The organism is Stutzerimonas sp. R40042 (genome assembly GCF_026642215.1).
Taxonomy (GTDB): domain Bacteria; phylum Pseudomonadota; class Gammaproteobacteria; order Pseudomonadales; family Pseudomonadaceae; genus Stutzerimonas; species Stutzerimonas frequens.
Window position 1 is genome coordinate 702,634 of record NZ_CP113258.1, and the last position, 13,260, is coordinate 715,893.

The 13,260-nt window shown below is 59.0% G+C and carries 11 protein-coding genes; 10 read left to right on the plus strand and 1 reads right to left on the minus strand.

What is annotated here, in order from left to right:
- The first annotated feature begins 18 nt into the window (after positions 1-18).
- On the plus strand, positions 19-813 hold the full coding sequence (locus OUY36_RS03175; RefSeq protein ID WP_161611798.1) for a thermonuclease family protein: 795 nt from the start codon (positions 19-21) through the stop codon (positions 811-813).
- Positions 814-956: 143 nt separating this feature from the next.
- Positions 957-2,225: a malic enzyme-like NAD(P)-binding protein gene (locus OUY36_RS03180; protein WP_102839582.1), complete on the plus strand. Its 1,269-nt coding sequence runs from the start codon at positions 957-959 to the stop codon at positions 2,223-2,225.
- A 67-nt stretch (positions 2,226-2,292) separates the two neighbouring features.
- Here OUY36_RS03180 and OUY36_RS03185 read toward each other — a convergent pair whose 3' ends face one another.
- Complete coding sequence (locus tag OUY36_RS03185) at positions 2,293-4,713, minus strand: penicillin-binding protein 1A (protein ID WP_267938270.1); 2,421 nt, start codon at positions 4,711-4,713, stop codon at positions 2,293-2,295.
- A 181-nt stretch (positions 4,714-4,894) separates the two neighbouring features.
- Between OUY36_RS03185 and OUY36_RS03190 the strand changes: the two genes are divergently transcribed.
- Genes OUY36_RS03190 through OUY36_RS03225 form a run of 8 tightly spaced genes read left to right on the plus strand, consistent with a single transcriptional unit; the run spans position 4,895 to position 13,111 of the window.
- Positions 4,895-5,959: a pilus assembly protein PilM gene (locus OUY36_RS03190; protein ID WP_161611797.1), complete on the plus strand. Its 1,065-nt coding sequence runs from the start codon at positions 4,895-4,897 to the stop codon at positions 5,957-5,959.
- Entirely contained in the window at positions 5,959-6,531 is a 573-nt protein-coding gene (locus tag OUY36_RS03195; RefSeq protein WP_063539613.1) for a PilN domain-containing protein, read from the plus strand. Before OUY36_RS03190 ends, OUY36_RS03195 begins: the two co-directional genes overlap by 1 nt.
- A complete protein-coding gene (gene pilO, locus OUY36_RS03200; RefSeq protein WP_110778197.1) occupies positions 6,528-7,151 on the plus strand; it encodes a type 4a pilus biogenesis protein PilO in 624 nt (207 codons plus the stop codon). Before OUY36_RS03195 ends, pilO begins: the two co-directional genes overlap by 4 nt.
- A complete protein-coding gene (gene pilP, locus OUY36_RS03205) occupies positions 7,148-7,675 on the plus strand; it encodes a type 4a pilus biogenesis lipoprotein PilP (RefSeq protein WP_156245535.1) in 528 nt (175 codons plus the stop codon). Before pilO ends, pilP begins: the two co-directional genes overlap by 4 nt.
- Positions 7,676-7,728: 53 nt before the next feature.
- Positions 7,729-9,846, plus strand: a complete 2,118-nt coding sequence (pilQ, locus tag OUY36_RS03210; protein ID WP_156245536.1) for a type IV pilus secretin PilQ — start codon at positions 7,729-7,731, stop codon at positions 9,844-9,846.
- A gap of 5 nt (positions 9,847-9,851) precedes the next feature.
- Positions 9,852-10,397, plus strand: coding sequence for a shikimate kinase AroK (gene aroK / locus OUY36_RS03215; RefSeq protein ID WP_161611796.1), 546 nt, complete (start codon positions 9,852-9,854; stop codon positions 10,395-10,397).
- A gap of 22 nt (positions 10,398-10,419) precedes the next feature.
- Positions 10,420-11,523 (plus strand): 3-dehydroquinate synthase, encoded by a 1,104-nt coding sequence (gene aroB / locus OUY36_RS03220; protein WP_161611795.1) that lies wholly within the window; start codon positions 10,420-10,422, stop codon positions 11,521-11,523.
- Between the two features lie 10 nt (positions 11,524-11,533).
- Positions 11,534-13,111 (plus strand): AAA family ATPase, encoded by a 1,578-nt coding sequence (locus OUY36_RS03225; RefSeq protein ID WP_267936746.1) that lies wholly within the window; start codon positions 11,534-11,536, stop codon positions 13,109-13,111.
- Positions 13,112-13,260: the final 149 nt, after the last annotated feature.

Below are 13,260 nucleotides of genomic sequence, written 5' to 3' on the forward strand. Positions count from 1 at the left end.
CGGCACGGCGGGAATCCGATGAGGTTTTCCGAGCACATGAAAAAGGCGTCCCTCGTGGGCGCCTTTTTCGTTTCCGTCATCTGCAGCCTCCCGGCGCTCGCGTTCTGTCCCTCGCCTGGGGCACTGCCGCGGGTGGGCGTGGCGAAGGTGATCGATGGCGATACGCTGCGTCTGGTCGATGGCCGAAGCGTGCGCCTGATCGGCATCAATGCGCCGGAGCTTGGGCGTGACGGTCGCAAGGCCGAGCCCTTCGCCGTGGCGGCACAGCGTCGGCTGCGCGCGCTCGTCGAGGCCAGCAACGGACGGGTGGGGCTGGTCCCTGGGCGCGAGTCAAAAGATCGCTATGGTCGTACCCTGGCCCACGCCTATGACGAGCAGGGCCGCAATCTGGAATCGGCCTTGCTGGCCGAGGGCCTTGGCTTGATGGTGGCGATCGCCCCCAATACGGCGCTGGTGGCTTGTCATCTACGGGCCGAGCGGCTGGCGCGGCAATCCCGCCTGGGTATCTGGCGCAAGCTGACGCCGGGCTCGACCCGCGCGGTGAGGCAAGGTGGATTCGCCTTGTTGCAGGGCCTAGTCGGGCGCGTCGAGCACAATCGCGGCGGCTATTGGCTGGAAATGGATGGCCCGGTGGTGGTGCACATTCCGCCACAGGCATTCGATGCTTTCGATCTGCCTGAGTTATCCCTGCTCGCTGGCAAGACGCTCGAACCCAGAGGCTGGCTGGTGGATCGTCGCGGGCGGGCCGGAAAAGGACAGGCTCGCTGGATGTTGCGGGTGACCCATCCGGCGATGCTCGGGCTGCCTCACTGACTGGGCAGTCAGCTCCGGTCTACCCGAAAAGTCGTACTTGCCTGGGCTTGACAGCCTGCGCCGCGCGCTGGCTTGTGAGCGCGCTCGTTCTTGGCGTATGCTCGACCGCCTGTCTGTCCCAGTAAAATAAGCGGAAATGCCACATGACTGACCTGAAAACTGCCGCGCTCGAATACCATGCCCAGCCCCGTCCGGGGAAGTTGAGCGTCGAGCTCACCAAGCCCACCGCCACTGCTCGTGACCTGTCTCTGGCCTATAGCCCAGGCGTCGCTGAGCCGGTTCGCGAGATTGCTCGCGATGCGGAGCTGGCTTACCGCTACACCGGCAAGGGCAACCTGGTGGCGGTTATCTCCGATGGCACCGCTATTCTCGGTCTGGGTAATCTCGGTCCGCTGGCTTCCAAGCCGGTGATGGAAGGCAAGGGTGTGTTGTTCAAGCGCTTCGCCGGTGTCGACGTATTCGACATCGAGGTCGATGCCGAGAGCCCGCAGGCCTTCATTGATACCGTCAAGCGCATCTCGATCACCTTTGGTGGCATCAACCTCGAAGACATCAAGGCACCGGAGTGTTTCGAGATCGAGCGCGCGCTGATCGAGCAGTGCGACATTCCGGTCTTCCATGACGACCAGCACGGCACGGCGATCGTCACTGCGGCAGGTATGCTGAACGCACTGGAAATCGCCGGCAAGACCCTGGAACAGGCGAAGATCGTCTGCCTCGGTGCTGGCGCTGCCGCGACCTCCTGCATGAAGCTGCTGGTCAGCATGGGTGCGAAGATCGAGAACATCTTCATGATCGATCGCAAGGGCGTGATCCATGCCGGTCGCGACGATCTCAATCAGTACAAGGCCGTATTCGCCCACGAAACCGACAAGCGCACCCTGGATGACGCGCTGGATGGTGCTGACGTCTTCGTCGGTCTGTCGGGTGCCAACCTGCTGAGCCCGGAAGGTCTCAAGCGCATGGCGGCCAATCCGGTCGTGTTCGCTTGCTCCAACCCTGATCCGGAAATCAGTCCTGAGCTGGCGCATGCGACGCGTTCCGACGTGATCATGGCGACCGGCCGTTCCGACTATCCGAATCAGGTCAACAACGTGCTGGGCTTCCCGTTCATCTTCCGTGGCGCCTTGGACGTTCGCGCCAAGCGCATCAACGAAGAGATGAAGATCGCCGCCGCGCTGGCCCTTCGTGATCTGGCCAAGCTGCCGGTGCCGGCCGAAGTCGCCGCTGCCTATGGTGTGGACAGCCTGGAGTTCGGCCGCGAGTACATCATTCCGAAGCCTATGGACCCGCGCCTGATCACTCTGGTTTCGGACGCTGTAGCCAAGGCTGCGATCGAAAGTGGAGTGGCTACGCTGCCTTACCCGTCGCACTATCCGCTGAAGTCGGTGAACGACGTCTTCAACGGTTGACAGCGAGAACACAAAAAACCCCGCCTTGGCGGGGTTTTTTGTGCCTGCAGTAGACTGGGGACTGTGCTTAGAACAGATCCAGCGGAGCCGCCTCGTCAGCAGGTAGAGGGCTGCCAGGAGCCTGATAGCCCGACTCGAACTCGCCCATCGGCGGCGGCGAGTCCTCGCTCTTGAATACTTCGAAATAGGCGTCAGGGGTGCCTGGCGCTGCGGCGCGGCCGCTGACCGGATCGACACGCAACTTCAGCAAGCCGTCCGGTTCGGCGGGCGGATGCTCGGGCATGTCCTTGAGCACGGCGCTCATGTAGGTCATCCAGATCGGCAGGGCGACCGTGCCGCCGTATTCATTGCGCCCCAGGCTCTGCGGCTGATCGAAGCCTGCCCAGACGGTCGTGACGATGTCGGCGTTGTAACCAGAGAACCAGCTGTCGATCGAGTCGTTGGTGGTGCCGGTCTTGCCGGCGATGTCGTCGCGCCCCATGGCCAGCGCACGTCGGCCAGTGCCCCGCTTGATGACGTCCTGCAGCATGCTGGTCATGATGTACGCGGTGCGTTCATCGAGGACCCGCTCGGCGAAGCGAGGCTGGTCATCAGTCTGCTCATCGGCCGAGAGCTCGTGTTCCGGCGCTGCACTGACCTCCACACCATGATCCTGCGATTCATGCTGCGGTACACGCGCCGGGTTTGCTTCGAAGAGCAGTTTGCCCTCGCGATCCTCGATTCGCTGGATCAGGTACGGCTCTATCTTGTAACCACCATTGGCGAAAGTGGTCCAGCCGGTCGCAATCTCCATCGGGGTCAAGGTAGCGGTCCCCAAGGCAAGTGACAGGTTGCGTGGTAGATCTTGCGGGTCGAAGCCGAAGCGGCTGATGTAGTCGATCGTATGGCCAACGCCGAGGGTCTGCAGCAGCCGAATCGATACCAGGTTTCTGGATTTATAGAGTGCCTCGCGCATGCGAATCGGGCCGAGGAACGTGTTGTTGTCGTTCTTGGGTCGCCAAATCCGATCCATCCCCTCCTCGACGAATACGATCGGCGAGTCGTTGACGAGACTTGCTGCGGTGTAGCCGGCATCCAGAGCGGCGCTGTAGATGAAGGGCTTGAAGCTCGAGCCGGGTTGCCGTTTGGCCTGGATGGCTCGATTGTAGTTGCTCTGTCCGAACGAGAATCCACCTGCCAGGGCTTCGATCGAGCCGTCCTGCGGGTCGAGTGACACCAGCGCGGCTTGTGCTTGCGGGACCTGGCTGAACAATGCCGAGTCGTCCTGCCAGCGAACACGCACGACATCCCCGATTTTCACAACGTCCGCAGGGCGTTGTGGTCGCGGACCCATGCTGTTCGTTCCGAGAAACGGGCGCGCCCATTTCATGCTCTCCCAGGCGACCGGATGCTCGTTGCCGTCGCGAGTGAGAACCAGGATGCCGCTGTTCTCCACTTGCGTGACAACGGCCGGGTGCAGTCCGGAAAGACTCCTGTGCTTGCGCAGCTCCTGCATCCAAGACTCGCGCGGGAGCTCACCCAGGTGTGCCTCCGGGCCGCGGTAGCCGTGTCGCTGGTCATATTCGATAAGCCCGCTATCGAGTGCGATGTTGGCTGCTATCTGTCTTTCGCTGGAGACTGTGGTATGCACCCGGAAGCCGTCGGTATAAGCAGCGCTGCCATAGCGTCCGACCATCTCGGCGCGGGCCATTTCCGCTATATAGGCAGCATCGAGTTCGGGGGCCGCGCCGTGGTACCGAGCGGTCTCAGGTTCGGCCAGTGCCTGCCGATAGCTCGTTTCATCTAACGAACCAAGCTTGTGCATCCTTCCGAGAATCCAGTCGCGTCGCTCCTTGCTGCGAGCCGGATTGACCAATGGATTGAAGGCTGACGGAGCTTTGGGTAGGCCGGCGATCATTGCCAGCTGGGCGACGCTCAGCTCGGAGATCGACTTGCCGTAATAGACCTGAGAGGCGGCCTCTATGCCGTAGGCGCGGTTGCCCAGGTAGATCTTGTTGACGTACAGCTCGAGGATCTCGTTCTTGCTCAGTTCGCGCTCGATCTGCAGGGCCAGCAGAATCTCGTTGATTTTGCGTGAAAAGCTACGTTCGCTGGTTAAGAAATAGTTCTTGGCGACCTGCATGGTGATGGTGCTGCCGCCTGTCTGGATCTGTCCACTTTTCAATAATTGCGTGGCAGCGCGCATCAGGCCGGTTATGTCGACGCCATAATGATTGGCGAAATTATCGTCCTCGGCAGCGAGTAGGGCGTGGATGAAGTCCTCTGGGATTTCCTCGAAGCGGATAGGCGATCGGCGCATCTCGCCAAACTCGGCGATCAGCTTTTCGTCGGCGCTGTAAACCCGCAGTGGAATCTGCAGCTGTATGCTGCGCAAGGATTCAACCGAGGGAAGGTTGGGATTGAGGTAGAGAAACGCACCGCTGATGCTCAGCAGCAGTGCGCAGAAGACTGCGAAGCACGACCAGGCAAGAAATTTCAAAAGACGCATCGGGGTTCTGGGAATCCGGGAATTTTGGGAGGGGGAAGGTGGCGATGCTGAAAGAGGAAAACCGTTCACATTATATGCGCTTTTTTTGCCGGGTAGCCATTTGCGCTTCTGTCAAGCCTGTTATTTAATGTGGATAAACATAATTAATCCGTAAGTTGCGGATAAAGATAGGAAATCGGTCGTGCTAGGGCTCTTCACTAAGAAAGCGAACACGCTGCTTGGGATCGATATCAGTTCGACCTCAGTCAAGCTTCTCGAATTAAGTCGATCGGGGAACCGCTACCGGGTTGAGGCTTACGCGGTTGAGCCGCTCCCACCAAATGCCGTGGTCGAAAAGAACATCGCTGAACTGGAGGGCGTTGGCCAGGCTCTGCAGCGCGTGGTCGCAAAGGCTAAGACCGGCTGCAAGTCAGCCGTGGTAGCCGTCTCCGGCTCAGCGGTGATTACCAAGACGATCGAGATGGACGCCGGGCTGTCCGACGAAGAGCTGGAAAACCAGCTGAAGATCGAAGCCGACCAATATATTCCCTATCCGTTGGAAGAGGTGGCGATCGACTTCGAGGTCCAGGGCCCCGCGCCGCGTGCGCCCGGTCGCGTCGAGGTTCTGCTCGCTGCCTGTCGCAAGGAAAACGTCGAAGTGCGCGAGGCGGCACTGGCTCTGGCCGGGCTCTCCGCGAAGGTCGTTGATGTCGAGGCCTATGCGCTCGAGCGCTCCTATGACCTTCTGGCGCCGCAGTTGGGGAGCGCGCATGGTGAACTGACCGTCGCTGTCGTGGATATCGGCGCAACGATGACGACTCTGAGCGTCCTGCATAACGGACGCACCATATACAGTCGTGAGCAATTGTTCGGGGGGCGGCAGCTGACGGAGGAAATCCAACGCCGTTATGGGCTGTCACAAGAGGAGGCTGGCCTCGCTAAAAAGCAGGGAGGGCTTCCTGATGACTACGACAGTGAGGTTTTGCTTCCGTTCAAAGAAGCGGTCGTTCAGCAGGTCTCACGCTCGCTGCAGTTCTTCTTCGCTGCTGGGCAGTTTCATGATGTCGATTGCATTCTGCTTGCTGGTGGAACGGCTTCCATCCCGGGGCTTGATCATCTCATTCAGCAGAAGATCGGCACCCAGACTCTAGTTGCCAATCCGTTTGCCGATATGGCTTTGAGTAGCAAGGTCAACGCGGGCGCGCTGGCCAGTGATGCGCCCTCGCTGATGATTGCGTGTGGGTTGGCGCTAAGGAGTTTCGACTGATGGCGCAGATCAACCTTCTGCCTTGGCGCGAACAATTGCGTGAAGAACGCAAGCAGCGTTTCCTTGCCTCTCTTTTCGGTGTGCTGGTCGTTGCGGCTGGCCTTGTTTTTCTTGGTGATCGCTATCTTCAGGGTGCGATCGAGCAACAGAGTGCGCGCAACGAATTCATAAAAAAAGAAATTGCCGTGCTGGATGCGCGAATCAAGGAGATCAAAGAACTCAAGGAACGTCGTCAGCAATTGCTGGAGCGTATGAAGATCATTCAGGACCTACAGGGAAATCGCCCGATCATTGGTCGCGTATTCGATCAGCTGGTACGCACGCTGCCAGATGGAGTCTATTTCACTTCGTTAAAAATGACCGGCAAGAACATTGCGATCGTCGGGGCTGCTGAATCGAATAATCGGGTTTCCAATCTCATGCGTAATCTTGATGGGTCGGACTGGCTTGAATCACCCAACCTGAATGAAGTCAAGGCGGTAACGGCTGGTGCGGTTGATCAGGAAAACGTCTTTCAGCTGACGGTACAGCAGACCCAGCCAGCCGTCTCTACGGAAGGAGCGAAGCCATGAGTCTGGCTGATTCGTTGCAGAGTCTTCGTAAGATTGATGTCGCCGACCTGGATCTGAATAACCTCGGCTCGTGGCCCGCGCCGGTCAAGTTCATTACGGGCGTCATTCTGCTCGCCGTGGTGCTGGCTCTGGGTTATTACCTTCATTTGCAGGATATGCAGGTGCAGTTGGAGCAGCAACAGGCTCAGGAAACGACCCTAAAGCAACAGTTCTCCAGCAAGGCATTTCAGGCGGCCAACCTCGAAGCCTATAAGGAGCAGATGGCAGAAATGGAAACATCATTCGGTGCTCTGCTGAGGCAGCTGCCGAGTGATACGGAAGTTCCAGGGCTGTTGGAGGATATAACTCGGACTGGTCTGGGCAGTGGTTTGGAGTTTGAGGAAATCAAGTTGCAACCGGAAGTGGCGCAGCAGTTCTATATCGAGCTTCCGATAAACATAAAGGTGATCGGTGGTTACCACGATCTGGCTACCTTCGTGAGTGGGGTTTCCAGTCTGCCGCGAATCGTTACGTTGCACGACTTTGAAATAAAGCCAGAAAAAGACGACTCGGCGTCCAAGCTGCGGATGAGCATCGTCGCGAAGACTTATCGGTACAACGACAAGGGGTTGCAGAAATGAGGGGCGTGCAACTCGTTGCGCTGGGCTTAAGCCTGGCGATGTTGGGGGGTTGTGGTAGCGGTTCGGATTTCAGCGACCTGCAGTCGTTCATGGATGAGGTTCGGGCAAAGCCGAAGGGAACGATTGAGCCGCTGCCGGCGTTCATCCCCTATGAGGCTTTTACATACAGCGCGGCCGCGCTGCGGCATCCATTCCAGCCGCCCGTCAAGTTGGATTTGGCGCAGCGGCAAAAAGGTTCCAAAGATATCCAGCCTGATGAGTCGCGCGTCAAGCAGTTCCTCGAAGGGTTCAATATCGAAAATTTCACCATGGTCGGCACTCTCTCCAACGGGCAGGGGCGTTATGCGCTGATCCGGGGCGGGGACGGTGTTCATCGCGTCAGGATTGGTGACTATCTCGGCCGTAACCATGGCCGCATCGTCGAGATCAGCGAAGCGGCGGTGGATGTAGTGGAAATCGTTCCGGATGGAGAGGGTGGGTGGCTGGAGCGCCCGCGCAGTCTGACCTTGAAAGAGCGCACCTAGCGCGGGGCACAAGCATGGAAAACCTTTACCGGTCTGCACAACGGAAGCAATTTATGAACAGTACTCTCTCGCGTCTCGGCATTTCAGTGCTTGTGGCGTTCGTCTCGCCGGCTGTACTGGCAGCCAATCTCAATGCCTTGGATGTGGCCGCTCTGCCGGGCGATCGAGTCGAACTCAAGCTGGCTTTCGACGAGCCCGTTGCGCCGCCGCGTGGTTACACCCTTGAGCAGCCTGCTCGTATTGCCCTGGATCTGCCGGGTGTATCGAACAACCTGGGGGCGAAGAATCGTGAGCTCGGGGTTGGTAATGCGCGTAGCGTTACGGTCGTTGAGGCGCAAGGACGTACTCGGTTGATCGTGAACCTCACTTCGCTGGTGCCCTATTCCACTCGAGTGGATGGCAAGAATCTGTTCGTCGTACTGGGCGAACATGCCGGCGCGAGTGGCCCAGCAGCGGTCTCAGCGCAGCCGAGCGCAGTGGCGCAGCCATCTGTTACGACGGCTCCCGCGAAGGTGGTGGCTGTTGGTAGGGCCATTGACAACATTGACTTTCGGCGTGGCGATGATGGAGCCGGTAATGTGATTATTACGCTATCCGATCCATCAATCAGCTCGACCATTGAGGAGCAGGGCGGAAAAATTCGCGTAAATTTCGCCAAGGCTCAGTTGCCGGAATCGCTGCGTGTGCGCCTGGATGTCCAAGACTTCGCTACGCCTGTCAGGTTCGTTGATTCCGCTTCTCAGGCAGGTGGTGCGAGCATCGCAATCGAGCCGACCGGGCGATATGACTATTTGGCCTACCAGACCGACAACAAGCTGACTATCAGCGTAAAACCTCTTACGGAAGACGAAGCGGAAAAGCGTAAGGCTGATCGATTTGCTTATTCTGGCGAGAAGCTGTCGCTTAATTTCCAAGACATCGACGTTCGCTCGGTATTGCAGCTAATCGCTGATTTCACGGATCTAAATCTGGTCGCAAGCGATACCGTTAGCGGCAATATCACGCTGCGTCTGCAGAACGTGCCGTGGGATCAGGCTCTGGACTTGGTGCTTAAGACCAAGGGGTTGGACAAGCGCCAGGTCGGTAACGTGCTGCTGGTGGCTCCTGCCGACGAAATTGCCGCACGTGAACGTCAGGAGCTTGAGTCTCAGCGGCAGATTGCCGAACTGGCTCCGCTTCGCCGTGAGGTGGTGCAGGTTAACTATGCCAAGGCCGCTGACATCGCCAGGCTATTTCAGTCGGTAACGGATAATGGCGGGATGGCGGAAGAGCGGGGGTCTATTGCGGTTGATGACCGCACCAACAATATCATTGCCTACCAGACTCAGGAGCGTCTCGATGAGTTGCGTCGTATCGTGGCTCAACTGGATATTCCGGTTCGGCAGGTAATGATTGAGGCGCGCATAGTTGAGGCAAACGTCGACTACGATAAGAGCCTTGGTGTTCGTTGGGGCGGCAACTTATGGTCGGGAGATAAATGGAACGTTTGGGGTAAAGACGGCGATCTTGGCGTAGAGGATGGAGAAGAAGGACAGGTCGGAAGGTTTCCCGGCATTCGGGAAACCCCGCTTAACACCCCTTTCGTCGATATGGGCGCAGTGGGAGCAACGTCTGGATTTGGCTTAGGCTTCGTTACGAATAATGCAATTTTAGATCTACAGCTGTCTGCCATGGAGAAAACCGGTAATGGCGAGGTTGTCTCGCAGCCTAAGGTAGTCACCGCAGACAAAGAAACTGCAAAGATCCTCAAGGGCTCCGAAGTTCCTTATCAGGAGGCGAGCTCCAGTGGTGCAACGAGCACGTCGTTCAAGGAGGCAGCTCTCTCGCTGGAAGTGACTCCGCAGATCACACCGGATAATCGCATCATCATGGAGGTCAAGGTCACTAAGGATGAGCCAGACTTCTCTCAGGCAGCGACTACCGGAGTACCGGCCATTCGCAAGAATGAGGTTAACGCAAAGGTTCTGGTAACTGATGGTGAGACGATCGTAATCGGTGGCGTTTTCTCCAATACGCAGAGCAAGTCAGTGGACAAGGTGCCGTTCCTAGGGGATCTCCCGTTCTTGGGTCGCCTGTTCCGTCGTGATCTGGTGCAGGATCGAAAGTCTGAACTGCTTGTGTTCATCACGCCGAGGATCATGAATAATCAGGCGATTCAAGCCAGTCGCTGAAGTTAATGCAAAACCTCATTCTCGTGGGCCCGATGGGAGCTGGGAAAAGCACCATCGGGCGTTTGCTTGCCAAAGAGCTGCGTCTGCCGTTCAGGGACTCCGACAAGGAGATCGAACAGCGTACCGGCGCCAGTATTCCGCTCATATTCGATGTCGAAGGCGAGGGTGGCTTCCGTGAGCGCGAGCATGCGGTGATAGCTGATCTTTGCCGGCTCGACGGCGTGGTGCTCGCCACCGGCGGGGGCGCCGTGCTGCGTGAAGACAATCGCAAGGCGCTTCGTGCTGGCGGGCGGGTGGTCTACCTCTGCACTTCGGTCGATCAGCAACTCGAGCGCACCGCCCGGGATCGTAATCGTCCACTCCTGCAGGCTGCTGATCCGCGCGGTGTGCTTGCCAACCTGATGGCAGTTCGTGATCCGTTGTATCGATCGATTGCGGACGTCATCATCGAGACCGATGAGCGGCCGCCGCGTTTGGTGGTGATGGAAATTCTCGATCGTCTCGCGTCGCTTGCGTCCGGTGAAAGCCGCGACGAATCTGCGTTATCCTAAGCCCCTTTATTTCGGGGGTGTCATGCGGACTCTTCAGGTCGATCTCGGTGAGCGTAGCTATCCCATCCACATCGGCGAGCGGTTGGTCGACCGCCGCGATCTCTTCGAGGAAAAGATTCGCGGGCGCCAGGTTGCCATCGTTACCAACGAGACGGTCGCGCCGCTGTATCTCGAGCGGCTCAGACAAGCGCTCTCCGGGTACGCTGTTACTTCCATAATTCTGCCTGATGGCGAGAAGCACAAAAACTGGCAGACGCTTCAGCTGATTTTCGATGCGCTCCTCGAGGCGCGTCATGACCGCAACACCATGATCATCGCGTTAGGTGGTGGGGTCATTGGCGACATGGCTGGATATGCCGCGGCAAGCTATCAACGTGGGGTCGATTTTATCCAGGTGCCGACAACCCTGCTGTCCCAGGTGGACTCTTCGGTCGGCGGCAAAACCGGTATCAATCACCCGCTGGGCAAGAACATGATCGGTGCCTTCTACCAGCCTCGAGCGGTGATCATCGATACTTCGACACTCGCCACTCTGCCATCCCGTGAGCTGTCGGCCGGGCTGGCGGAGGTCATCAAGTACGGGTTGATCTGCGATGAAGAGTTTATCGGCTGGCTCGAATTGAATGTCGACCGGCTGCGGGCTCTCGACCCGGTCGCTTTGACCGAAGCGATCCATCGTTCGTGCGCGGCGAAGGCGCGGGTGGTCAATGCCGACGAGCGCGAGTCCGGCGTGCGGGCCATCCTCAACCTGGGGCACACCTTCGGCCATGCTATCGAGACCCACATGGGTTATGGCGTCTGGCTGCATGGTGAGGCGGTAGCTGCGGGAACCGTCATGGCCCTTGAGATGTCTTCTCGGCTTGGTTGGATTCAGCAGGCGGAGCGTGATCGCGCTATACGCTTGCTGCAGCGCGCGGCTCTGCCCGTGTCCCCCCCTGCCGAAATGCAGCCAGGCGACTTTCTGCAGCACATGGCGGTCGACAAGAAGGTCCTGGACGGCAAGCTGCGTCTGGTCCTGCTGCGTGGAATGGGAGAAGCCGTGGTGACTGGCGACTTCCCTCGCGATGTACTGGAGGCGACCTTGAACGCCAACTACGGCGCAATGACGGAACAGATGGGAGCGTAAGAAAATTTCCATGACCAGTTTGTCGGCCGACGATGCCTATCTGAGCCACTATGGGTTCAGCCATGACCCCTTCGCGGCGCGTGTTCCGGGTTTCAAGTTCTTTCCCGCGCAGCGTAAGCCAGTGCTGGGGCAGTTGCATCACCTCGCGCGCTACAGTCAGCTGCTGCTGTTGGTGACGGGGCCCGAAGGCAGCGGCAAGACATTGCTCCGGCAGGCCTTGGTGGCCAGCAGCAACAAGCAAGCGGTCCAGAGTGTCGTTATCACGCCGCAGGACACTACCGATTCCACGGCGTTGATCGCGCAGATCGCGCAGGCGCTGAACAGTCGCGAGGCTGACTTTGAGGGTGTGATGGCGCAGGTCGTCCAGCTGGCCCTCACAGGGCAGGAAGTCTATCTGCTGGTAGACGACGCGGAACGCCTCACTGCAGCGGCGATCGAGACGCTGCTGCGCCTTGCTGCGGGAGTTCCCGAAGCCCGCCCTCACGTTTTTCTATTTGGCGAAACAGCCCTTGCCGGACGTCTCGAGGCCCTGAGCGAGGGCGACGAGCGCTACCATGTCATTGCCTTGCAGCCATACGAGGAAGACGAGACGCGCGAGTACCTGGCGTTGCGGCTCGAGGGCGCGGGTAGCGGCATCGAGTGTCTCAGCCAAGAGCAGATCGCGCGCATCCACGATGAATCAGGCGGCTGGCCTGGCTCGATCAACCAGATCGCCCGTGATGAACTCCTTGCCGCGATGCAGGGCAGCCGCGGGCGCCACAAGGCCGGCGGCATTGGCTTCGCCCTGCCGCGCAAGCACGTACTGGCCGCCCTTGCGGTTGTTCTGCTCGTTGCGGTGGCTTTCCTGTTGCTGCGCGGGCAGGACGTTCGGCAGTCAGTCGCGCCGGAGGTGACTCAGCTACCGCTCGATACCGCGGCCACGGCTGATGCTGGTCAGGAGCCAGCCGGGCAGGACGGGCAGGCTGCTATCGAGTTCGATGGCAGCGAGCGTCCGTTGTCGTTGCCGTTGGGTAATGATGCGCAGCCTGTGATTCGAGAGCCTCTGGCGGCCGCAGCGGGCGGGGAAGACGAGAGTGGCGTCGCGATGTCCGACTCTGATGATTCGGAGCCGGTAAACGCTACCTCTCCCGTAGCGCCTGCCCCCGCTCCCGCTCCCGCTCCGCAAATATCGGAGCAGGCTTCGTCGGTCGCATCCGCGGCGCCGGCGCCGGCACCGGCGACTACGCCAGACCCGGTCGCTGCGCGACAGAGCGCTGCTGCAGCCAAGCCAGGCATCACCGCTGAGGCTTCACCGCCCGTGTCGGGGCACGGTAGCTGGTATGCGAGCCAGCCTGCGAGCAACCACCTGGTCCAGATTCTCGGCACACGTGCCGAGAAAAATGCGCAGGCAATTGTCCGGCAGCAAGGAAGTGGCTATCGCTATTTCGTCAAGCAGCATGACGGCAAGCCGCTCTATGTTGTGACCTATGGCAGTTTCAACAGTCGCGCCGCGGCGCTAACGGCGGTCAAATCACTGCCTGCGTCGCTGCAATCCGGCAAGCCTTGGGTGCGTACATTTGGCAGCGTGCAAAAAGAAATCGGCCAATAGCGTAAAAATGCCCCAAAAAAGTGCGCAATGCACTGTTTTGGGGCTTGCAAAAATAAATTGTGTCGCTCTAGCTGGCTTTGTAAACTGCTCCCCCTTTTGCCCACGTGAATGACGGGGTGATTTGCTGCGCCGTCAATAAGGGGTTGATT